We start from the raw sequence: 22200 nt of genomic DNA, 5'->3' as shown, positions 1-22200 counted from the left end.
CATGTTGGATCTCGCCATTTTAATATTACTGGTTTTTGGATTTTTTATGGGATTAAAAAGGGGGTTTATCCTTCAGCTCATCCATTTAGCAGGCTTCATCGTTGCTTTTATTGCAGCAAATATGTACTATGATGACCTCGCTCCCAAGCTGAACCTCTGGGTGCCCTATCCGAATTTTGGAAGCGATTCTTCCCTTCAGCTGTTTTTCGACAATGCCAATATGGAGGATGCCTATTATCGCGCCATTGCTTTTGTCGTGATTTTTTTTGCTGTAAGGATCATTCTGCAGATCATCGGCAGCATGCTGGATTTTGTATCTTCACTGCCTGTGCTGAAGCAGCTCAATGTTTGGGCAGGCGGACTGCTCGGTTTTGCTGAAGTCTATCTTATCATTTTTATCCTGTTATACATAGGAGCACTGCTCCCTGTGGAAGCAGTCCAGCAGCCGATCGATGATTCAGGCACAGCAAAGTTCATCATAAACCATACACCTGCACTTTCGCAGCAGCTAAAGGAAATGTGGATTGAATATAAGGCTGCATAACTTCTCTTTGAGCAGAGAAGTTTTCTTTTTATAATGCTTTGTTAGTGGTAGATGCTGTTTTGGGGCTCATTCGTGTCAAACTCTGTTTCACTCGCCACTCAGCTGTGCTGATTCCCCAAAATCAACAGCGTGTTTAGCACAGTTTATTTAAAAAATCGTGATAGTAGGCTATGTTTGCTATTATACTTATATGCTCTCCTGGATGGAATGGGAGAATAATCGCTGTTTCAGGGTAAGGATAAGGAGAGAGAATGTTCTAAAGGCAGGTGCAGAAAATGAACCCAAATAAAAAAGATGTGGTAAGACTATTGGAGACAATAGCAGTATATATGGAATTGAAAGGTGAAAATCCGTTCAAGGTCGCGGCCTTCCGGAAGGCTGCAGGAGCCCTGGAAGCAAATGATGACAAGTTTTCAGAAATAAAGGATTTCACGAAGCTTTCCGGTATCGGTAAAGGGACGGCTGCGGTCATCGAGGAATATATCGAAGAAGGAACATCAACCGTGCTGAAGGAGCTGCAGGAAGAAGTGCCTGCAGGCCTTATCCCGCTGCTACAGCTGCCGGGACTTGGCGGCAAGAAGATAGCGAAGCTCTATAAGGAGCTTGGGGTCGAGGACGCTGAAGACCTTGAGCAGGCATGCAGGGACGGCAGGGTTCAGGCGCTTGCAGGCTTCGGAAAGAAAACAGAGGAAAAGATCCTTGAAGCGCTTGCCAATGCAGGTAAAAGGCCGGACCGTCTCCCGGCTGCCTTTATGCTTCCGATTGCAGAGGATATTGAAGCAAGGCTTGCAGGGGTGGATTCGATCATCAGGTTCTCCAGGGCAGGCAGCCTGCGCAGGATGCGGGAAACAGTCAAGGACCTGGATTTTATCATTGCTTCGGATGATCCTTCATCAGTGAAAGAAGCCCTGCTCAGCCTTCCGGGCATTAAGGATGTCATTGCTGCAGGCGACACAAAGGTCTCGCTGACATTTGATCATCAGTATGATGTGTCTGCTGATTTCCGGATCGTATCACAGGATGAATTTGCGACAGCGCTTCATCATTTTACCGGCTCTAAGGACCATAATGTGCGGATGCGCCAGCTGGCAAAGGAACGCGGGGAAAAAATAAGTGAGTATGGTGTTGAGAATGCTGAAACGGGCGAAGTCCTTACTTTCAAGGATGAAGAAGCCTTTTATGCGCATTTCGGCCTCCCTTTCATCCCTCCGGAAATCCGCGAGGACGGCCGTGAGGTAGAAGATTTTAAGGCAGGCATGGAGCTCATTTCCCTGGAAGATATAAAGGGAGATCTTCATATGCACTCCACCTGGAGCGACGGTGCCCACACTATTGAAGAAATGGCAGAGGCATGCCGCAAAAGAGGCTATCAATATTTGGCCATCACTGATCATTCCCAGTACCTGAAGGTAGCAAATGGACTGACGCCGGAAAGACTGAGAAAGCAAATGGAAGAGATCAGGAGCTTGAATGAAAAATATGACGACATCAAAATCCTGACAGGGATCGAGATGGATATCCTTCCGGATGGGACGCTCGATTTTGAAGATGACTTGCTGGCAGAAGTTGATGTGGTCATCGCCTCGATCCATTCCTCCTTCAGCCAGCCAAAGGATAAAATAATGGAACGTCTGAAGACGGCCCTGATGAACGGCCATGTGGATATCATCGCCCACCCGACCGGCAGGCTGATCGGCCGGAGGGAAGGCTATCAGGTGGATATGGAGATGCTGATCGAGCTTGCCAGGGAGACAAATACTGCCCTGGAGCTGAATGCCAACCCGAACCGGCTTGATTTGGCAGCAGAACATTTAAGGAAGGCACAGGAGGCGGGAGTGAAGCTTGTCATCAATACAGATGCGCATAAGCTTGACACCCTCATCCATATGGAAATCGGTGCTGCAGCAGGGAGAAAGGCATGGCTGAGGAAGGAAAATGTGATAAATGCTTACAGCATGGAAGAACTTCTTTCCTTCCTTAAACGGAATGATTGATGATCCCTTTGTCAAAGGCGGAGAATTACAGCCGGACTTGAGGGCTTATATAGAGAAGGACTAGAAAGAAAAAGGGAGGAATTACTCCATGGATTCACGGGTGCTTAAGGTGCTTGAATTTAATAAAGTCAGGGAGCAGCTGCTTGAGCATGTGTCATCTTCGCTTGGACGCAGCAAAGCAGAAGTGCTCCTTCCTTCTGCCGATTACGAAGAAGTGGTGCGGCTGCAGGAGGAAACAGATGAAGCGGTTAAAGTGCTGCGGATAAAAGGCAATATTCCGCTTGGGGGCATTTTTGATATCCGTCCCCATGTAAAAAGATCAGTGATTGGAGGCATGCTGAGCCCCCAGGAACTGGTGCAGATTGCAAGCACAGTCCATGCAAGCAGACAGCTGAAGCGCTTTGTTGATGATTTTTCAAACGAAGAATCAGAACTGCCGATACTGACTGAGTATATGGATAGGGTAATCGTGCTGGCTGAGCTTGAAGAGGCCATCCGCATGGCAATCGATGAAAACGGCGAAATGCTGGATAGTGCGAGCGATGCCCTCCGGTCCATCAGAACACAGCTTCGCACAAGGGAGTCACGTGTGCGTGAGCGGCTGGAGAGCATGATCCGTTCTTCCAATGCGGCGAAAATGCTGTCAGATGCCATTATCACCATCCGGAATGACCGTTTTGTCATCCCGGTCAAACAGGAATACCGCGGCCATTACGGGGGAATCATCCATGATCAAAGTTCATCAGGGCAGACGCTGTTCATTGAACCGCAGGCAATCGTGCAGCTGAACAACGAGCTGCAGAGCATCAGGGTGAAGGAACAGCAGGAAATTGAGCGCATACTAGTTGAACTTTCCGGACGGGCGGCGGCCTATCAGCCTGAGCTCGATATGATCGTCGAGGTCCTGGCCGAGGTTGACTTTATGTTTGCAAAGGGAAGGTACAGCAGGAGGCTTAAAGCATCCAAGCCGGAAGTGAATAATGAGCGAAGGATCAATCTATTCAAGGCAAGGCATCCGCTGTTGCAGATAGATGAAGCGGTGGCTAACGATATTTCCTTAGGCAGGGACTACACAACCATTGTGATTACGGGACCGAATACCGGAGGAAAGACTGTAACGCTTAAGACTGTGGGGTTGTGTACGCTGATGGCCCAGGCAGGCCTGCAGATTCCTGCTCTGGATGGATCAGAGGTGTCTGTATTTGGGGCTGTCTATGCGGATATCGGGGATGAGCAGTCTATTGAACAAAGCTTGAGTACATTTTCTTCACATATGGTCAATATTGTTGATATTTTAGCCAAGGCTGATTTTGAAAGCCTTGTCCTTTTCGATGAGCTTGGAGCCGGGACAGATCCGCAGGAAGGGGCAGCCCTTGCTATTTCCATCCTTGATGAGGTATACAAAAGGGGCAGCCGCGTTATTGCGACGACCCATTATCCTGAACTGAAGGCTTACGGGTATAACAGGGAAGGAGTTATCAATGCCAGTGTCGAATTCGATATTGAGACGCTCAGCCCCACTTATAAACTCCTGATCGGGGTACCGGGCCGGAGCAATGCCTTTGAAATCTCCAGGCGCCTTGGCCTCGATAATTCTGTAATCGAATCTGCACGCTCCCATGTGAGCGAGGACAGCAGCCAGATCGAGAACATGATCGCGTCTCTTGAAGACAGCAGGCGCCAGGCGGAAAAAGAGCTGGAAGAGGCTCACGAGCTGCTGCGGGGCGCTGATATGCTCCATAAGGATATGCAGAAGCAGATGATGGAGTATTATGAGCAAAAGGACGAGATGCAGGAAAAGGCTGCCGCCAAAGCCGCTGACATTGTCGAGAAGGCGAAGGCGGAAGCAGAAGAGATCATCCGTGATCTCAGAAAGATGCGCATCGAAAAGCATGCTGAAGTGAAGGAGCATGAGCTGATCGACGCCCGGAAGAAGCTGGAGGATGCTGCACCGAAAGTCAGCAAAAGCAAAAAAGAGGCAAGAAAGTCTGACAAGCATGATTTTGCAGCCGGGGATGAAGTAAAGGTACTGACCTTTGGCCAAAAAGGGCATCTTCTGGAAAGAGCTTCAGAAGACGAGTGGCAGGTTCAGATCGGCATCCTGAAAATGAAGGTAAAAGAACGGGACCTGGAGTTTATTAAAAGTCCAAAGCCGAAGGAAACAAAGGCGATGGCCATCGTAAAAGGCAGGGACTCCCATGTAGGCCTTGAACTGGACCTGCGCGGTGAGCGGTATGAGGATGCGCTGATCAGAGTCGAGAAATATATTGATGATGCGCTATTGTCCAATTATCCCCGGGTCTCGATCATTCATGGAAAAGGGACAGGGGCTCTGCGCCAGGGAGTGCAGGAATACTTGAAGAACCACCGGTCTGTAAAGCGGATCCGTTTCGGGGAAGCGGGTGAAGGCGGATCAGGCGTAACCGTGGTGGAGTTCAAATGATGGGGAGAGTCTGAATGAACGGTTTTTGGGAAAATGAGTATATCCAGACAGCGGCATATTACAGCGTCGTCATTTTGTGCATGATTGTGTTTTTGGCCATTTTTGAACTTGTCACTAAATATAAAAACTGGGAAGAAATCAAAAAAGGCAATATTGCTGTAGCCATGGCAACAGGGGGGAAGATATTCGGGATCGCCAACATCTTCAGGCATTCCATTTCTCAGCATGATTCACTTTTCACCATGATCGGCTGGGGGGTCTTCGGGTTTTTCCTTTTGCTGGCAGGCTATTTCATTTATGAATTCCTGACCCCGAAGTTCAGGATCGATGAGGAAATCGAAAATAATAACAAGGCGGTCGGATTCATATCCATGGTCATTTCAATCGGATTGTCATATGTCATCGGGGCAGGCATCTAACAGGGAGCGGGAGAACTGTGGAAAAATTGGCGAAAATTCTTCTGGTGCTTTGCGGGCTATTTATAGTCATCGGAGCCGTGTATATATTTTTCATCGCATAAAGTTAGAGCCGCCGGCATATGGCGGCAAAAACTGCAGGCAAACCCTTAATGCGGGGCATGCCTGCAGTTTTTTTATTTTTCAGGAACCAAACAGCAGGTCCTTTGGCTCATACAGATTGTCATGATTATTTCCTTATACTATAATGAATGGGAACAGTTAGAATGTTCTAACAAATCATTTTTGAAGGAGGGAAAAAAATGACAGAAGAAAGGCCTTGGCTTCAAAGCTATCCGGAAGATATCCCCCCGACTTTGACATACACAGACGAACCGGTACAGCAGTATTTAAAAAGAGCAGCAGAGGAGTTTCCAACCAAAAGCGCCATTCACTTTATGGGCAGGGAATTTACATTTAAGGAGGTGTATGAGCAGGCGCTCAAGCTTGCCTCCTATCTTCAGGGGCTGGGCATCGAAAAAGGGGACAGAGTGGCCATCATGCTTCCCAATACCCCGCAGTCAGTCATCAGCTACTATGGCATCCTGATAGCGGGCGGGGTGGTAGTCCAGACCAATCCGCTCTATATGGAAAGAGAAATTGAGTACCAGATGAAAGACTCCGGGGCAAAAGCCATCATTACACTTGATATTCTGTTTCCGCGTGTTTCAAAGGCTGTCCCAAAAACAGAGATCAAGCATATTATTGTAACCGCTGTCAAAGATGCTCTCCCTTTCCCGAAGAATCTTGTCTACCCGTATATCCAGAAAAAGCAATATGGCATTGTAGTTAATGTGAAGCATGAAGGAAATAACCACTTGCTGAAGGAAATATTGAAGCGTCCCATCGGCAGCCTGAAGGAGCATAGCTTCGACTATGAAGAAGATATCGCCCTTCTGCAATATACAGGCGGGACCACAGGATTCCCCAAAGGGGTCATGCTTACCCACAGGAATCTTGTCAGCAATGCTTCCATGTGCCAGGCATGGCTGTACAAATGCCGCCGCGGGGAAGAAATTGTACTTGGCCTGCTGCCGTTTTTTCATGTGTACGGCATGACCACCGTGATGATCCTTTCCATTATGCAGGCATATAAGATGGTCCTGCTGCCGAAATTTGATGCCGAGACAACTTTGAAAACCATCCAAAAGCAAAGGCCAACCCTGTTTCCTGGAGCGCCAACCATCTATATAGGGCTTCTCAACCATCCGGATCTTCAGAAATATGACCTGTCATCGATCGATTCCTGCATCAGCGGCTCAGCTCCCCTGCCGGTTGAAGTACAGCAGCGTTTTGAGGAAGTGACGGGAGGAAAGCTCGTTGAAGGCTACGGGCTGACAGAATCTTCGCCGGTCACCCATTCAAACTATCTATGGGACCGTCCGCGGGTTAAAGGAAGCATTGGTGTTCCATGGCCTGATACAGATGCTGCGGTGTTCTCAATGGAAAATGGCGAAAAGCTGCCTCCCGGGGAAGTCGGGGAAATAGCAGTAAAGGGCCCTCAAGTCATGAAAGGCTACTGGAACCGTCCGGAGGATACGGCCCAGACTCTAAGGGATGGCTGGCTCCTCACAGGTGATCTTGGGTATATGGACGAATCAGGCTATTTCTATGTTGTGGACCGCAAAAAAGATATGATCATTGCCGGCGGCTTCAATATTTACCCGCGTGAAATAGAAGAAGTCATCTATGAACATCCGGGCGTACAGGAAGTTGTGGCTGCAGGGATCCCTGACCCATACAGGGGGGAAACGGTCAAAGCCTATATAGTCATGAAAGAAGGGCATGAGGCATCCGAAGAAGAATTGAATGAATTTGCGAGGAAACATCTTGCTGCCTACAAGGTTCCAAGGATTTATGAATTCAGGAGTGAGCTCCCGAAAACAGCCGTCGGAAAAATACTGCGCCGGGCTCTTGTAGAAGAAGAGAAAAAGAAATTGGAAGAAGAACAGAAAAAGCAAGCCTGATCATTTTTAAAATAGGGGATAATAGAGTAAAGTATAAACAAACAGATTCAGATCCTTCCTGAGGCCGGATCTCCATTCGGACTCTTTGTTTTGAAAAATAGAGCTTGTCCGCCTCAGCGCCGATAAGAAAATTTTATCATGACAAATTCTTGACAACTTTTGCTTGTAATACTATTATAAAAATATGAATGATGGTTCATTCATTTTAGCACAAAGGAACAATCTGCATGACAGCATTATCCCTTTCTTTGCGCTTTTTGATAAATGGAACGGGGGAAAAATGTTGAAGAAGAATAAACCAAAATATATGCAAATTATTGAGGCTGCTGTAGTGGTTATAGCAGAAAACGGCTACCACCAGGCCCAGGTTTCGAAAATTGCGAGGCAGGCCGGGGTGGCTGACGGGACGATATACTTATATTTTAAGAATAAGGAAGATATCCTGATTTCACTTTTTGAAGAGAAAATGGGATCTTTTGTTGAAAAAATCGAACAGAATATTGCAGGAAATGACTCAGCCACAGAGAAATTATTAATGATGGTCGAAAATCATTTTAAGCTCTTATCTGAAGATCACCATCTGGCCATTGTCACCCAACTTGAATTAAGGCAGTCCAATAAGGATTTGCGCTTAAAAATCAATGACGTGCTGAAAGGCTATTTAAAGGCGATCGATCAGATACTTGCATCAGGAATTGAAACCGGGGAATTTTCACCCTCGCTTGATATCAGGCTGGCCAGACAGATGATTTTTGGCACAATAGACGAAACTGTAACGACCTGGGTCATGAACGACCAAAAGTACAGCCTGACTGATCTGGCCCCTGCTGTCCATAAACTGCTTGTGCACGGCTGTTCCAGCCGTTAGGGCAGGCAGACTCTGATAATAAGAGTAAACCGACGATTATAGGAGGGTAAACATGGAGTATTTAACTTGGTCGCATCAGGATATGGTTGCCGAGATTGCAATCAGCCGGCCTCCTGCAAATGCACTTTCTTCCGGCGTGCTTAAAGAGCTTTCCGGTGTATTGGATGAAATTGAAGAAACTGACGAGGTCAGGGTGGTCCTCATCCATGGGGAAGGCCGTTTCTTCTCAGCGGGCGCTGACATCAAAGAATTTACAGAGGTAGAGTCCAGCGGCGACTTTTCTAAACTGGGCAAGTTCGGCCAGGATCTGTTCGAAAGGATGGAATCATTTCCGAAGCCGATTATTGCCGCCATTCACGGAGCTGCGCTTGGAGGGGGCCTCGAGCTTGCCATGGGCTGCCATTTCAGGCTTGTTTCCGAAACAGCCAAGCTGGGCCTTCCAGAGCTTCAGCTGGGTCTTGTCCCGGGCTTTGCCGGCACACAGCGGCTGCCAAGGCTGGTAGGATCTGCACGGGCAGCGGAAATGCTGTTCACAAGTGATCCGATCACAGGCATCCAGGCAGTCCAGTATGGCTTGGCCAACCATGCATTCCCTGAAGAAGAGCTGCTGGAAAATGCGTTTAATATGGCAAAGAAAATTGCCAGGAAGAGTCCGATTGCGCTGAAAGCGGCAATTGAGCTTCTCAGCCATTCCAAGCATGCTGAGTTTTATAATGGGGTAGAAAAAGAAGCGGAACTCTTTGGAAAAGTGTTCGCCTCTGAAGATGGGCAGGAAGGGATCTCGGCTTTCATTGAAAAAAGAGAGCCTGCTTTTAAAGGAAAATAACTGCTGCAAAGAGAGTGTTTCCCTCAGCTTCTTGGCTGGGGATTTACTCCGCCTTGAATTTTCCCAATCTTTTAAACTGATATTTTTTTCTAAAATGTAAACGCAAACAATTATTCGATTCATCTAACCTATCAATTTGGGAGGGAACATAATGAACATTTATGTTTTATTAAAAAGAACCTTTGATACCGAGGAGAAAATTTCCATTTCGGGCGGACAGATCAATGAAGATGGCGCAGAATTCATCATTAACCCGTACGATGAATATGCCGTCGAGGAAGCGATCCAGGTGAGGGATGAGCATGGCGGCGAAGTCACGGTCATTTCTGTAGGCACGGAGGAAGCTGAAAAGCAGCTCCGGACCGCACTTGCGATGGGAGCTGACAAAGCGGTACTGATCAACACGGAAGATGATGTGGAAGCCGGAGACCAGTTCACAACAGCCAAGATCCTGTCCGAATACTTAAAGGACAAAGAAGCCGATTTGATCCTGGCAGGAAATGTGGCCATTGACGGCGGCTCAGGCCAGGTTGGCCCTCGTGTCGCAGAGCTGCTGGATATCCCTTATATCACTACTATCACGAAACTGGACATCAGCGGTACAACAGCAACGATTGTCCGGGATGTTGAAGGTGATTCTGAAGTGATTGAAACAAGCCTTCCTCTTCTCGCTACAGCTCAGCAGGGCTTGAATGAACCGAGATATCCTTCTCTGCCGGGAATCATGAAGGCGAAGAAAAAGCCGCTTGAGGAGCTTGAGCTGGATGATCTTGACCTTGAAGAAGATGATGTAGAGGCGAAGACAAAGACGATCGAAATATATCTCCCTCCGAAGAAGGAAGCCGGTAAAGTGCTGGAAGGCGACCTTGAAGACCAGGTCAAAGAGCTTGTCAGCCTTCTTCACACTGAAGCGAAAGTCATTTAATTCATTGATACAGAATAAATACTCAGGAGGTACACAAAATGGCTAGAAAAGTATTGGTATTGGGCGAAGTCAGGGACGGATCATTGCGGAATGTATCGTTCGAAGCGATTGCAGCTGCCAAAATTGCATCTGAAGGAGGCGAGGTTGTCGGCGTTCTGATTGGGGATTCAGTCAGCGCACTGGGAGCAGAGCTGATCCAGTACGGTGCAGACAGGGTTGTTACTGTGGAGGACGAAAAGCTGAAGCAATATAGTTCAGACGGCTTTTCACAGGCACTCCTGGCTGTGGTGGATTCTGAAGGTCCGGAAGGGATCGTGTTCGGACATACAGCGCTTGGGAAAGACCTGTCGCCGAGGATTGCAGCAAAGCTTGAATCCGGCCTCATCTCTGATGCAGTCAGCGTCGAAGAAAGCGGCGGAAATATCGTATTCACACGCCCGATTTATTCAGGCAAAGCTTTTGAAAAGAAGATCATCACAGACGGGCTGATCTTTGCAACGATCAGGCCAAATAATATCGCACCGCTTGAAAAGGATGAGTCACGCACTGGGGATACAGCTTCACTTTCTGTTGAAATCAAAGACCTGCGCACCATCATTAAAGAAGTGGTAAGAAAAGCTTCTGAAGGGGTGGACCTCTCTGAAGCGAAAGTAATCGTAGCAGGAGGCCGCGGCGTCAAGAGTGAAGACGGCTTCGGGCCGCTGAAGGAGCTTGCAGATCTTCTTGGAGGAGCGGTCGGGGCTTCCCGCGGTGCCTGTGATGCAGAGTACTGTGATTATTCACTTCAGATCGGCCAGACTGGAAAAGTTGTTACACCGGATCTTTATATCGCATGCGGCATCTCCGGCGCCATCCAGCATTTAGCCGGGATGTCCAATTCAAAGGTGATTGTAGCCATCAATAAAGATCCTGAAGCAAATATCTTCAAAGTGGCAGACTACGGGATCGTCGGAGACTTGTTTGAAGTGCTCCCGCTGCTGACCGAGGAATTCAGAAAGGTCGTTGTAAACGCATAATGAGGGGAGCGGCACGAGCCGCTCTTTCTCTTTTGGCCCCTGGTTTAATTCTGGGTCAAACCATGAATATAACAGTGTTAAAAGGGTATATTACGGACGAAACAGATTATTAGCTTCGTCAGGGAAACGGTGATATACTGTCATTAGAATTCGAGCTGGCGGTTTGATTGGGCAGCCAGGCATAGATATGCTGCCCGGGAAAACTGTATTGTTCAATCTGAATCCAGACGGGACTTCCCGGCAAACTCTATACTTTTTAGGAGGCATATATTATGGCAATTACAAATGCGACTGATCAAACTTTTGCAACAGAAACTGGCTCTGGCCTGGTTCTTGCTGACTTCTGGGCACCATGGTGCGGACCATGCAAAATGATTGCACCTGTGCTTGAAGAGCTTGACAGCGAAATGAGCGACAAAGTGAAAATCGTCAAGATCGATGTAGATGAAAATCAGGAAACAGCAGGCAAGTTCGGTGTCATGAGCATTCCTACACTGCTGGTCCTTAAAGATGGCGAAGTCGTTGACAAAGTTGTCGGCTTCCAGCCAAAAGAAGCTCTTTCAGAACTTCTTTCAAAACACGCGTAAACATTGAAGATGGCCCCGGTTCTAAGAGCCGGGGTTTTGTTATGTATAATATTGCCTTATGTCTCCTGATGCCGGGCTGGAAGTTTTTATAAAAAAAGAAAATATTGACGCAGTCCTGTGGAATTTTTATAATAGTAATCTTGCCCTCCTTTCCTTTATTGCTTTTTTCCTTTTGTAATTTTTATTAAAATGGAAGGGCGGCATCTAAATTGTAACGCAATGCGTGTATATAGATTGATTTTGCACCGGGGGTGAAAATATGAACGAAAGAATCAAGAATAAGCTGATGCTGCTGCCGGACCAGCCAGGCTGCTACCTTATGAAGGACAGGCAGGATACCGTGATTTACGTTGGGAAAGCAAAGGTACTGAAGAACCGAGTCCGCTCTTACTTTACCGGTTCACATGACGGCAAAACGCTCCGCCTTGTAAATGAAATTGAGGATTTCGAATATATTGTCACATCATCAGATATGGAAGCCCTCATTCTTGAAATGAACCTGATCAAAAAGTATGATCCAAAATACAATGTCATGCTGAAGGACGACAAAAGCTACCCGTTCATCAAGCTGACAGCTGAACGCCATCCAAGGCTGATCACAACCCGGAATGTCAAAAAAGACAAAGGGAAGTACTTTGGGCCATATCCGAATGTCCAGGCGGCGAATGAAACAAAAAAGCTGCTTGACCGGATCTATCCGCTCAGGAAGTGCTCGACCCTGCCTGACAGGGTCTGCCTGTACTATCATATGGGCCAGTGCCTGGCGCCCTGCGTCAAGCCGGTCAGCGAAAAGCAGTATAAAGATATTGTCGATGAGATTGCACGATTTTTGAACGGCGGCTACAAAGACATCAAGAAAGAGCTTACAGTCAAAATGACGGCAGCAGCAGAGGAATTGGATTTTGAAAGGGCGAAGGAACTGAGGGACCAGATCGCCCATATTGAAGCGACGATGGAAAAACAGAAAATGACATCGACCGATTTTACTGACCGCGATGTATTCGGCTTTGCCGTCGATAAGGGCTGGATGTGCGTCCAGGTCTTTTTTATCAGACAGGGGAAGCTGATTGAAAGAGATGTTTCGCTGTTCCCGGTTTACGGAGAGCCTGAGGAAGAAATGCTTACCTTCATGGGCCAGTTCTATACAAAGGCAAACCATTTTAAACCGCGTGAAATTCTGGTGCCGGATACGGTCAATGAAGAAATGGCAGAAAAGCTCCTGGAAGTAAAGGTGCTCAAACCGCAGCGCGGCCAGAAGAAAGATCTGGTCAAGCTGGCAGGGAAAAATGCCAGGATTGCCCTCCAGGAGAAGTTCTCCCTTATAGAACGGGATGAGGAACGGACGATCAAAGCGGTTGAAAATCTTGGCAGGCAGCTGGGCATTTATACGCCGCACCGCATTGAAGCTTTTGATAACTCGAATATCCAGGGCACTGACCCGGTTTCTGCCATGATTGTATTCATAGACGGCAAACCGGAAAAGCGCGAATACAGGAAATATAAGATCAAGACAGTCAAGGGACCGGATGATTATGAATCCATGCGCGAGGCTGTCCGGAGGCGGTACACCAGGGTGCTTAAAGAAGGTCTGCCCATTCCGGATCTTATTATTGTCGACGGCGGGAAAGGCCATATTGAATCGGTCAGGGATGTACTTGAAAATGAGCTCGGGCTTGATATCCCGATATCCGGCCTTGCCAAGGATGAGAAGCACAGGACTTCCCAGCTCTTGTATGGGAATCCGCTGGAAATCATACCGCTTGAGCGGAACAGCCAGGAGTTTTATCTGCTTCAGCGCATCCAGGATGAAGTCCACCGCTTCGCCATCACCTTCCACCGGCAGCTCCGCGGAAAAAGCGCCTTCCAGTCATTGTTGGATGACATTCCCGGAATTGGCGAGAAGAGAAAGAAGCTGCTTTTGAAAACCTTCGGATCCGTAAAGAAAATGAAAGAAGCCGGCTTGGATGAATTTACAGCTATCGGAATTCCGGCTAATGTCGCACAGGAATTAAAAAATAAATTATCTGAATAGCATTGATATAAAAAAAACGCTATGATATAATGATTTCAACTTTATAGCAATATCACTTTATAGCATTAAAGTGAAGGTAGAGGTGCAAACTTCATCAGTAAAAGCTTGGAGAAAGATGAGTTTCCGTGAAAAGCTTTGAAAGGGAATGTTTGCCGAAGAAAAGGAAGTCTCATTTCTTTCTTTTCTGGTCCTGTATTGAATAAATACTGGATTGTCAAGACAGCGCCGTCTTGGAGAGCTATCTCACTGTGTGGGCATATTTTATATGTATTTAAAACACAGCAATGGGATGGTTATTCTCATTGCTTTTTTGTGTTCAAATCAGCAATGGATAACCTCTCTTTTACATGTCAGGCGGCCGGAAAAACGATATCCAGATGAAAGAAGGAGAAACGATGGGATTAATTGTCCAGAAATTCGGAGGGACTTCTGTTGGCAGCACAGAAAGAATCATGAATGCAGCAGAGCGCGCAATTGAAGAAAAAGAGAGAGGCAATGACGTAGTCGTTGTTGTATCTGCAATGGGGAAAACGACTGACCAGCTTGTAGGCCTGGCCAGGGAAATTTCTGCTTCGCCCAGCAAGCGTGAAATGGATATGCTCCTTACAACAGGTGAACAGGTGACAATCAGCCTTTTGAGCATGGCTTTGAACGAAAAAGGCTATGAAAGCATCTCCTTCACTGGATGGCAGGCAGGAATAGAAACTGAGGCTGTGCATGGGAACGCAAGGATTGTACATATAGATCCGGAGAAAATCCAAAATCAGCTTAATCAAGGAAAGATCGTCGTGGTTGCCGGATTCCAGGGAGTAACAGAAGATGGGAGCATTTCCACCCTTGGACGCGGCGGCTCCGATACAACGGCAGTGGCGCTGGCAGCAGTGCTGAAAGCGGATAAGTGCGATATTTATACAGATGTGACAGGCGTCTATACGACTGACCCGCGCTATGTAAAAGGAGCAAGGAAGCTGCAGTCCCTGTCATATGACGAAATGCTTGAGCTTGCGAATCTCGGTGCAGGTGTGCTTCATCCGAGGGCAGTGGAATTTGCCAAGAATTATGAAGTGCCGCTTGAAGTCAGATCAAGCACTGAAAGGGAAAGAGGAACGATCATTGAGGAGGAGCCAACGATGGAAGAAAATTTAGTTGTACGGGGAGTAGCTTTTGAAAATGCGATCACCAAGGTAGCAATCCTCGGGCTGGAGGACAGCCTGAAGGGCCTGTCCACTGTCTTCACGACACTTGCTGCGCATCACATCAATGTTGACATCATTATTCAGAGTGTTGCTGAAGGACAAACAGGAAGCCTGTCTTTTTCAATTAAAAATGATGATCTGGAAGAAACGCTTAAGGTTCTGGAGAACAATCGGGATACACTGAAATATGACCGGATTGAATCAGAATCAGGACTTGCAAAAGTGTCTATTGTCGGTTCGGGAATGGTGTCGAATCCTGGGGTGGCAGCGGAGATGTTCGAAGTGCTTTCTTCAAATGGGATCCAGGTCAAGATGGTCAGCACTTCAGAGATCAAGGTGTCAACGGTCATCAGTGACAGCTCTATGGTCAAAGCGGTGGAAGCCCTCCACGAAGCGTTCGAACTGTCAGGCACTCCGGCAAAGAGCGTGTAAATCAAAAAAGATGGCAGAGGCGCCGGGCTGGATGCATCGGGGAAGGATCTCCTCCCGGATGCGCGCCGCGCTTCGTGCCATCCCTTCTTTTATGCTTACAGCAGCTTATCCATTATAGCGGGCTGATGCGGTCTTTTTTATCCCACTTCACTGTGAAAAGGACAAGGCCGCCCCTTTTTTTGGGATGCTCAAAGGCTTCAGAGAGCAGTTCTTTCTGGAATTCCAGCTGCTGTGCAAGAAAACCGGCTTCGAGCTGAAAAGTGCAATCTGGATTTTCCTTAAAGCGCCTGGCGAACAATGGGCTTGAAAGCTGGAGCTCCATTTCGCTCCTTTTTTCTTCTTTTACAGCAAGATTTCCCCAGCCGGCGTTTTCAAAAAACTCAATGACTGCTTCCATTGATTCAAGCGGGTATTTCCTTGCCAGCCTTTTGCCGGCCCAATAAAGTATTTCGGCTGCATCCTTGCCGAGCATATCGGTAAGAATCTCTTCCCGGATCAATTCATAGCCGAAAGCAGGGACGGTTTCCGGCCCGTGCTCAGCCTTTGTTTCTGCAGATGTCATATTGCTCAATCGTCTCCCCTCTTTCTATGATTCTATTATATACAATCCAGATAAAAATAAAGCACTGATTCAAGAAAAAACAGCTTCAGTCCTATAAGAAAAAAATGCTATTTCAATATATTCTCCTATACATAAGGAATCATAGCCAAATAGAGGATTTTCGTTCTTTATATAATATCAATATATTTTAAAAATTTTATTTATATCATATATTTTATGTATCCGTTTTCTTGACGCTCTATTCCTATGGGAGTAAAATGGACATGTCACTTAATTGTAAGAAAATGAATAATTAACATTTTCTCGATGATGGAAAGGACCTGTTTTCCAGAAATAATATTTTCATAGAAAAGGCCTTTCATCATTTCTTCAAAATTCAGGGGGGGTAAATCAATGGCAGGTAATCGGGAGTTTTTCAATCGCAGACTGCATTCATTACTTGGGGTCATTCCAGTTGGGCTGTTTCTTGTTCAGCACCTTGTAGTGAACCATTTTGCAACAGGAGGAGAAGAGTCGTTTAACAAGGCAGCACACTTTATGGAGCAGCTTCCATTCAGATATGTCTTAGAAACGGTAGTCATCTTCCTGCCTTTGCTGTTCCACGCGATCTATGGCCTTTATATTGCTTTTACTGCTAAGAATAATGCTGGCAGATTCGGATTTTTCCGCAACTGGATGTTCCTTCTCCAGCGTGTTTCCGGTGTAGTGACACTTATTTTCATTACCTGGCATGTGTGGGAGACAAGGGTTGCTGCCGCTTTTGGCGCAGATGTCAACTTCCAGATGATGGAGAATATTTTGTCGAATCCGTTTATGTTCTGGTTCTACATTGTCGGCGTTATTTCTACAATATTCCACTTTGCAAACGGTTTGTGGTCTTTCGCAGTAAGCTGGGGAATCACCGTTACTCCTCGTTCACAGCTGATTTCCACTTATGTTACAATCGCAATTTTCATTGCCCTTTCCATCGTTGGGATCCGCGCAATCACGGCATTTGTTTAAGAGTTTCAGAGTGCTTAAATCTTGTAATTTTCAGCATAGCGCAGGGGAAAATGCGCTTAGGCTTAGTTTGAAATAGAGCTGTACTAGTATTGAGGGAGTGAGCCATGATGAGTAAAGGAAAAGTAATCGTTGTCGGCGGCGGACTGGCCGGCTTGATGGCAACAATTAAAGTAGCAGAATCAGGGACTCCGGTTGAATTATTTTCTCTTGTCCCGGTTAAACGTTCTCACTCTGTTTGTGCCCAGGGCGGTATTAATGGAGCGGTCAACACAAAGGGTGAAGGGGATTCACCTTGGGAGCATTTCGATGATACGGTTTACGGGGGAGATTTCCTTGCCAATCAGCCGCCTGTAAAGGCCATGACTGAAGCAGCGCCGGGAATCATCCATTTATTGGACCGCATGGGCGTCATGTTCAACCGTACACCGGAAGGACTGCTGGACTTCAGGCGCTTCGGCGGAACCCAGCATCACCGTACAGCATTTGCAGGCGCCACGACCGGCCAGCAGCTTTTGTACGCATTGGATGAGCAGGTGCGCCGCCATGAGGTGGCTGGCCTTGTAACAAAATATGAAGGCTGGGAGTTCCTTGGCTCTGTCGTCGATGATGAAGGCATTTGCCGCGGGGTAATTGCTCAAAATCTCACATCCATGGAGATTAAATCGTTCTCAGGGGATGCCGTGATCATGGCAACCGGAGGCCCGGGCATCATCTTCGGAAAATCAACCAACTCTGTCATCAACACAGGGTCTGCTGCATCGATCGTATATCAGCAGGGAGCATATTATGCAAACGGCGAATTCATCCAGATCCACCCGACAGCCATCCCGGGGGATGACAAACTGCGCCTGATGAGTGAATCGGCACGCGGTGAAGGCGGCCGTGTATGGACCTATAAAGATGGAAAGCCATGGTACTTCCTGGAGGAGAAATATCCTGCCTACGGAAACCTGGTGCCTCGTGATATCGCCACACGTGAAATATTCGATGTCTGCGTCAATCAGAAGCTTGGCATCAATGGCGAGAACATGGTTTATCTTGACCTGTCCCATAAAGATCCTAAAGAGCTTGACATCAAGCTAGGCGGAATCATTGAAATCTATGAAAAATTCATGGGGGATGACCCTCGCAAGGTACCTATGAAAATTTTCCCTGCCGTACACTATTCGATGGGCGGACTGTGGGTAGATTATGATCAGATGACGAATATCCCAGGTTTATTTGCAGCAGGGGAGTGCGATTATTCCCAGCATGGTGCAAACCGCCTGGGCGCCAACTCCCTTCTGTCTGCCATCTACGGCGGAATGGTTGCAGGTCCGAAAGCACTCGAATATATCGCCGGCCTTGAAAAGAGTGCAGAAGATGTTTCGTCTTCCGTTTTCGACAGGTATGTCAGACAGGAAGAAGAAAAATGGAGCAGCATCATGTCCCTTAATGGAACAGAGAATGCATATGTTCTCCATAAAGAGCTGGGCGAATGGATGACAGATAATGTAACGGTTGTCCGCCATAATGATAAGCTATTGAAAACTGATGAAAAAATCGTAGAATTGCTTGAACGCTATAAAAATATCAATATCAATGACACAGCAAAATGGAGCAATCAGGGAGCTGTCTTCACACGCCAGCTTCAAAACATGCTGCAGCTTGCCAGGGTCATCACAATTGGTGCCTATAACCGGAATGAAAGCCGCGGGGCTCACTATAAGCCTGAATTTCCTGACCGTAATGATGATGAGTTCCTGAAAACGACCATGGCAAAGTTCGCTGGTCCTGATTCAGCGCCACAATTCCATTACGAGGAAGTAGATACAGGCCTGATCACGCCTCGTAAACGTGATTACACGAAGAAGAAAGGGGGAAAATAAACGATGTCTGAAAACAAAACAGTTACATTTCAAATCACCCGGCAGGACTCGCCTGATTCAGCCCCTTATCAAGAAGAGTTCAAACTGGCTTACCGCCCGAATATGAACGTTATCTCAGCACTGATGGAAATCCGCCGTAATCCGGTAAATTCCAAAGGGGAGAGCACGACGCCGATTGCATGGGACATGAACTGTCTTGAAGAAGTATGCGGCGCCTGCTCAATGATCATAAACGGCAAGCCGCGCCAATCCTGTACTGCGCTTGTCGACAAGCTCGAGCAGCCGATCAGGCTTGAGCCGATGCGTACATTCCCTGTCGTCCGCGACCTTCAGGTAGACAGAAGCCGCATGTTCGACTCCCTGAAAAAGGTGAAAGCATGGATTCCGATTGACGGAACATACGATCTTGGACCTGGACCGCGCATGCCTGAGAAGAAGCGCCAATGGGCTTATGAGCTGTCCAAGTGCATGACTTGCGGCGTTTGCCTTGAGGCCTGCCCGAATGTGAACAGCAAAGCCGATTTCATCGGTCCTGCCCCGTTATCACAGGTGCGCTTGTTCAACGCCCATCCAACTGGTGAGATGAATAAATCCGAACGCCTGGAGCAGATCATGGGCGATGGCGGACTGGCGAATTGCGGAAATTCCCAGAACTGCGTTCAGTCCTGCCCGAAAGGCATCCCTTTGACTACCTCAATCGCAGCATTGAACCGGGATACAACAATCCAGTCATTCAGAAGCTTCTTCGGAAGCGATCAGGCTTAATAGAACAGACCCCCTTTCAGGCTGAAAGGGGGTTTTTGTGCATTTGATGTTTCCAAATCCGGTGAAAGAAATTATAATAATATAAAACGACTGAATGTTCATTCATTATTGGAGGCGCGTCATGAGTAAAATGAATTATGTTGATGACTTTGCGGCTTGGGAGGAAAGCTTTGTGTTTTCCCATCCTGTCAAGGTCCGGTTTTCAGAAACAGATATGTTTGGCCATTTGAATAACACAGTTCCCTTCACATATTTTGAGGAAGCAAGAATAGAGTTTTTCAAGAGCATCGGCTTCATGCAGGAATGGGTGAAGCCTGGGAACGAAACGATTCCTGTTGTAGCCGATCTGCAGTGCGATTTCCTGAAGCAGGTATTTTTCGATGAAAGCCTCAGCATCCATGTAAAAGCAGAAAGCATTGGGCGGTCTTCAGCAGATCTTCATTATATGGCAAAACGGAAAGATGGAGCAGTCTGCTTTGCGGGCAGGGGGACAATCGTGCAAATTTCCAGGAAAACAGGAAAAGGCGTACCCTGGACCGAGGGAATGAGGAATCTTCTTACAGCCGGAAAAACCATCCACGCTTAAGCCGCAGGAGCAGTTCTTTCACACCTGCTCCTGCAGCTGCATATAATTGGGGGAGCAGGTGTATGGAGCATGAATCATAAATCATGTGGCTGTATGGCGCGGACCCCCAACTAAACCAGGCAATAGCCCTTTTAGAAAAAATAATCTCTCCTTCCAGTAAATGCAGTCACTCCGCCAGTACAGATTACATATGATATGGTGACTAAATATATACCCATCCCGCGGTTCATAGCTGGCGAAGGCAAGGAGGGTTACAATACTTGAAGGAGAACGAATATACTCACAAGCCGTTACTCACCAAACGTGAAAGAGAAGTATTCGAGCTATTAGTTCAAGACAAGACAACGAAAGAAATCGCTGGTGAACTATTTATTAGCGAAAAGACGGTTCGCAACCATATTTCAAATGCTATGCAAAAGCTTGGCGTTAAGGGGCGTTCTCAAGCCGTTGTAGAGCTCCTTCGAATGGGAGAGCTAGAACTTTGATTATGGCCGGCAATCTTGGATAAGGTTGCCGGTTATCATATTTTATAGGGCAGTTTTGCAGGGGAGAGCCTGCAGGCAGGACGTGCAGTCTGCAGAATTGACGCATTTTTTGCATTGCCTGGATTTCCATCTTGAAAATTGGATGAAAAAAGTAGACAATAAAGCAAAGAACTGCAATCTTTCCGCCTGCATAAAGACTGGAATTGCTTAAATGGGAGTTGTATGGGATGACGCATGGAAATAATAAAGACATAAAAGAAACGATTGATATTGTTGCAGATATTGAGAAAGACCTTCGCTACATATCCGGCATCATTAAGCAAAAAGGCCGGGAAATATTAAGCAATTATACAATTACGCCCCCACAGTTTGTTGCCCTGCAGTGGCTGCACGAGGAAGGGGACATGACAATCGGCGAGCTTTCTAATAAAATGTATTTAGCCTTCAGTACAACGACAGACCTTGTGGACAGAATGGAAAAAAACGAGCTCGTCCAGAGAGTGAAAGACCCGAATGACAGGCGGGTCGTCCGCATCCATCTGCTGCCGGAGGGAGAGCGGATCATCGAAGAGGTTATCGTGAAGAGGCAGATCTACTTGCGCGAGGTTCTCAAGAATTTCTCCAAGGATGAAGTAACCGTACTGAAGAACAACTTAACGCAATTACACCAAGATATGCGCGAAAAATGAGGCGGTATGTTTGAAGCAACCAATTGGGATCATTGATTCAGGGGTCGGCGGTTTGACAGTGGCAAAAGAAGTCATGAGGCAGCTGCCGAATGAGAATATCGTTTATTTGGGAGATACTGCCCGGTGCCCCTACGGGCCGAGGACGGCTGAAGAAGTAAGGCGGTTTACATGGCAGATGACTGAGTTTTTATTGACTCAGGATATCAAAATGCTTGTGATTGCCTGTAATACGGCAACTGCGGTCGTGCTTGAGGAAATACAGGAAAAGCTCCCCATTCCTGTCCTTGGGGTCATCTATCCCGGGGCAAGGGCGGCTTTAAAGGTATCCAAAAGCAATAAGATCGGAATCATCGGCACGATCGGCACGGTCAACAGCAAAGCCTATGAAAAGGCCCTTAAGCAAATCAACCGGAAGGTATGTGTGAAACCTTTGGCCTGCCCGAAATTTGTCCCTCTTGTGGAAAGCGGGGAATATGGGAGTGCTGTAGCCAAGAAAATTGTTGCTGAAACCTTGAAGCCTTTAAGGAACAAGGATCTTGATACACTGATCCTTGGGTGTACGCACTACCCGCTGCTTGAACCCTTGATTAAAAATATCATGGGGCCGGGTGTGAAAGTGATCAGCTCAGGTGAAGAGACCGCAAGGGAAGTCAGCACCATACTGGACTACCGGGGATTGCTCAATCAAAGTGCGGACGAGCCTGTCCATAAATATTTTGCGACAGGATCCATAAGCATTTTTACGAAGATTGCGGGCCAATGGCTGCAAAGGCCCATTGACCATATAGAAAAAATAAAGCTGGAAGCATAGCCTCCTTTTTGGGGGCTTTTGCTGTTCAATTTTTTAAAAAGTCAGGCTTTGTTATTGTACCTTGTTGATTTTGGGCTCATTTCAGAACAGCTGATATGAGCCCAAAATCAACAGCAATGTTTAACAATGCCAAAAGTTAATAGCAGA

At 47.0% G+C, this 22200-nt stretch carries 20 protein-coding genes and 1 riboswitch; of the genes, 19 read left to right on the top strand and 1 reads right to left on the bottom strand.

The genetic code is table 11. The annotated features are described in order from the left end of the window. Position 1: 1 nt before the first annotated feature. From CYJ37_RS15145 to CYJ37_RS15090, 12 genes are all read left to right on the top strand, one after another. Positions 2-544, top strand: a complete 543-nt coding sequence (locus CYJ37_RS15145; RefSeq protein ID WP_009796010.1) for a CvpA family protein — start codon at positions 2-4, stop codon at positions 542-544. A gap of 275 nt (positions 545-819) precedes the next feature. Continuing rightward, complete coding sequence (polX, locus tag CYJ37_RS15140) at positions 820-2538, top strand: DNA polymerase/3'-5' exonuclease PolX (protein ID WP_094766924.1); 1719 nt, start codon at positions 820-822, stop codon at positions 2536-2538. 88 nt (positions 2539-2626) lie between these two features. Beyond that, a complete protein-coding gene (locus CYJ37_RS15135; protein ID WP_009796013.1) occupies positions 2627-4981 on the top strand; it encodes an endonuclease MutS2 in 2355 nt (784 codons plus the stop codon). Positions 4982-4995: 14 nt separating this feature from the next. Beyond that, positions 4996-5400 carry a DUF350 domain-containing protein gene (locus CYJ37_RS15130; RefSeq protein WP_009796014.1) on the top strand — a complete coding sequence of 135 codons (405 nt, stop codon included), beginning with the start codon at positions 4996-4998 and terminating at the stop codon, positions 5398-5400. Between the two features lie 299 nt (positions 5401-5699). Next, the gene (locus tag CYJ37_RS15125) at positions 5700-7403 is read left to right on the top strand and encodes a long-chain-fatty-acid--CoA ligase (protein WP_101550486.1); all 1704 of its coding nucleotides are present in this window, start codon (positions 5700-5702) and stop codon (positions 7401-7403) included. Positions 7404-7686: 283 nt separating this feature from the next. After that, the gene (locus CYJ37_RS15120; RefSeq protein WP_009796016.1) at positions 7687-8271 is read left to right on the top strand and encodes a TetR/AcrR family transcriptional regulator; all 585 of its coding nucleotides are present in this window, start codon (positions 7687-7689) and stop codon (positions 8269-8271) included. A 52-nt stretch (positions 8272-8323) separates the two neighbouring features. Continuing rightward, positions 8324-9097, top strand: coding sequence for an enoyl-CoA hydratase (locus CYJ37_RS15115; RefSeq protein ID WP_022544255.1), 774 nt, complete (start codon positions 8324-8326; stop codon positions 9095-9097). A 151-nt stretch (positions 9098-9248) separates the two neighbouring features. After that, complete coding sequence (locus CYJ37_RS15110) at positions 9249-10022, top strand: electron transfer flavoprotein subunit beta/FixA family protein (protein WP_009796018.1); 774 nt, start codon at positions 9249-9251, stop codon at positions 10020-10022. Positions 10023-10060: 38 nt separating this feature from the next. Next, positions 10061-11038 (top strand): electron transfer flavoprotein subunit alpha/FixB family protein, encoded by a 978-nt coding sequence (locus CYJ37_RS15105; protein ID WP_009796019.1) that lies wholly within the window; start codon positions 10061-10063, stop codon positions 11036-11038. A 272-nt stretch (positions 11039-11310) separates the two neighbouring features. Further along, the gene (gene trxA / locus CYJ37_RS15100) at positions 11311-11625 is read left to right on the top strand and encodes a thioredoxin (RefSeq protein ID WP_009796020.1); all 315 of its coding nucleotides are present in this window, start codon (positions 11311-11313) and stop codon (positions 11623-11625) included. A gap of 259 nt (positions 11626-11884) precedes the next feature. Continuing rightward, a complete protein-coding gene (gene uvrC / locus CYJ37_RS15095) occupies positions 11885-13657 on the top strand; it encodes an excinuclease ABC subunit UvrC (protein WP_101550484.1) in 1773 nt (590 codons plus the stop codon). Between the two features lie 69 nt (positions 13658-13726). Further along, positions 13727-13906, top strand: a riboswitch (Lysine riboswitch). Between the two features lie 146 nt (positions 13907-14052). After that, positions 14053-15285, top strand: a complete 1233-nt coding sequence (locus CYJ37_RS15090) for an aspartate kinase (RefSeq protein WP_101550609.1) — start codon at positions 14053-14055, stop codon at positions 15283-15285. A 112-nt stretch (positions 15286-15397) separates the two neighbouring features. Here CYJ37_RS15090 and CYJ37_RS15085 read toward each other — a convergent pair whose 3' ends face one another. After that, positions 15398-15847, bottom strand: a complete 450-nt coding sequence (locus CYJ37_RS15085) for a YslB family protein (protein WP_101550607.1) — start codon at positions 15845-15847, stop codon at positions 15398-15400. Between the two features lie 393 nt (positions 15848-16240). Here CYJ37_RS15085 and CYJ37_RS15080 point away from each other — a divergent pair, with 393 nt between their 5' ends. The 7 genes from CYJ37_RS15080 (at position 16241) to racE (ending at position 22053) form a co-directional block, all read left to right on the top strand. Then, positions 16241-16849: a succinate dehydrogenase cytochrome b558 subunit gene (locus CYJ37_RS15080; protein ID WP_009796028.1), complete on the top strand. Its 609-nt coding sequence runs from the start codon at positions 16241-16243 to the stop codon at positions 16847-16849. 107 nt (positions 16850-16956) lie between these two features. Then, positions 16957-18717 carry a succinate dehydrogenase flavoprotein subunit gene (gene sdhA, locus CYJ37_RS15075; RefSeq protein WP_009796029.1) on the top strand — a complete coding sequence of 587 codons (1761 nt, stop codon included), beginning with the start codon at positions 16957-16959 and terminating at the stop codon, positions 18715-18717. Between the two features lie 3 nt (positions 18718-18720). Then, positions 18721-19482, top strand: a complete 762-nt coding sequence (gene sdhB, locus CYJ37_RS15070; RefSeq protein ID WP_009796030.1) for a succinate dehydrogenase iron-sulfur subunit — start codon at positions 18721-18723, stop codon at positions 19480-19482. 121 nt (positions 19483-19603) lie between these two features. After that, a complete protein-coding gene (locus tag CYJ37_RS15065) occupies positions 19604-20068 on the top strand; it encodes an acyl-CoA thioesterase (protein ID WP_022544252.1) in 465 nt (154 codons plus the stop codon). A 260-nt stretch (positions 20069-20328) separates the two neighbouring features. Beyond that, positions 20329-20553, top strand: a complete 225-nt coding sequence (gene gerE, locus CYJ37_RS15060) for a spore germination transcription factor GerE (protein ID WP_009796032.1) — start codon at positions 20329-20331, stop codon at positions 20551-20553. Positions 20554-20780: 227 nt separating this feature from the next. After that, on the top strand, positions 20781-21242 hold the full coding sequence (locus CYJ37_RS15055; protein WP_022544251.1) for a MarR family winged helix-turn-helix transcriptional regulator: 462 nt from the start codon (positions 20781-20783) through the stop codon (positions 21240-21242). Positions 21243-21252: 10 nt separating this feature from the next. Next, entirely contained in the window at positions 21253-22053 is an 801-nt protein-coding gene (gene racE, locus CYJ37_RS15050) for a glutamate racemase (protein ID WP_101550482.1), read from the top strand. The last annotated feature ends 147 nt before the right edge of the window (positions 22054-22200 follow it).

It is taken from the genome of Bacillus sp. UMB0728, assembly GCF_002858875.1.
In the GTDB taxonomy this organism is placed as follows: Bacteria; Bacillota; Bacilli; order Bacillales; family Cytobacillaceae; genus Bacillus_AB; species Bacillus_AB infantis.
Note: the sequence above shows the minus strand (reverse complement) of the source record. Positions and strands in the feature narration are given on the sequence as shown.

Excerpts from the sequence above, each read along its gene's own strand:
- CYJ37_RS15145 (WP_009796010.1), top strand. The coding sequence starts at position 2 with ATGTTGGATCTCGCCATTTTAATATTACTGGTTTTTGGATTTTTTATG.
- polX (WP_094766924.1), top strand. The coding sequence starts at position 820 with ATGAACCCAAATAAAAAAGATGTGGTAAGACTATTGGAGACAATAGCA.
- CYJ37_RS15135 (WP_009796013.1), top strand. The coding sequence starts at position 2,627 with ATGGATTCACGGGTGCTTAAGGTGCTTGAATTTAATAAAGTCAGGGAG.
- CYJ37_RS15130 (WP_009796014.1), top strand. The coding sequence starts at position 4,996 with ATGAACGGTTTTTGGGAAAATGAGTATATCCAGACAGCGGCATATTAC.
- CYJ37_RS15125 (WP_101550486.1), top strand. The coding sequence starts at position 5,700 with ATGACAGAAGAAAGGCCTTGGCTTCAAAGCTATCCGGAAGATATCCCC.
- CYJ37_RS15115 (WP_022544255.1), top strand. The coding sequence starts at position 8,324 with ATGGAGTATTTAACTTGGTCGCATCAGGATATGGTTGCCGAGATTGCA.
- CYJ37_RS15110 (WP_009796018.1), top strand. The coding sequence starts at position 9,249 with ATGAACATTTATGTTTTATTAAAAAGAACCTTTGATACCGAGGAGAAA.
- CYJ37_RS15105 (WP_009796019.1), top strand. The coding sequence starts at position 10,061 with ATGGCTAGAAAAGTATTGGTATTGGGCGAAGTCAGGGACGGATCATTG.
- trxA (WP_009796020.1), top strand. The coding sequence starts at position 11,311 with ATGGCAATTACAAATGCGACTGATCAAACTTTTGCAACAGAAACTGGC.
- uvrC (WP_101550484.1), top strand. The coding sequence starts at position 11,885 with ATGAACGAAAGAATCAAGAATAAGCTGATGCTGCTGCCGGACCAGCCA.
- CYJ37_RS15090 (WP_101550609.1), top strand. The coding sequence starts at position 14,053 with ATGGGATTAATTGTCCAGAAATTCGGAGGGACTTCTGTTGGCAGCACA.
- CYJ37_RS15085 (WP_101550607.1), bottom strand. The coding sequence starts at position 15,847 with ATGACATCTGCAGAAACAAAGGCTGAGCACGGGCCGGAAACCGTCCCT.
- CYJ37_RS15080 (WP_009796028.1), top strand. The coding sequence starts at position 16,241 with ATGGCAGGTAATCGGGAGTTTTTCAATCGCAGACTGCATTCATTACTT.
- sdhA (WP_009796029.1), top strand. The coding sequence starts at position 16,957 with ATGAGTAAAGGAAAAGTAATCGTTGTCGGCGGCGGACTGGCCGGCTTG.
- sdhB (WP_009796030.1), top strand. The coding sequence starts at position 18,721 with ATGTCTGAAAACAAAACAGTTACATTTCAAATCACCCGGCAGGACTCG.
- CYJ37_RS15065 (WP_022544252.1), top strand. The coding sequence starts at position 19,604 with ATGAGTAAAATGAATTATGTTGATGACTTTGCGGCTTGGGAGGAAAGC.
- CYJ37_RS15055 (WP_022544251.1), top strand. The coding sequence starts at position 20,781 with ATGACGCATGGAAATAATAAAGACATAAAAGAAACGATTGATATTGTT.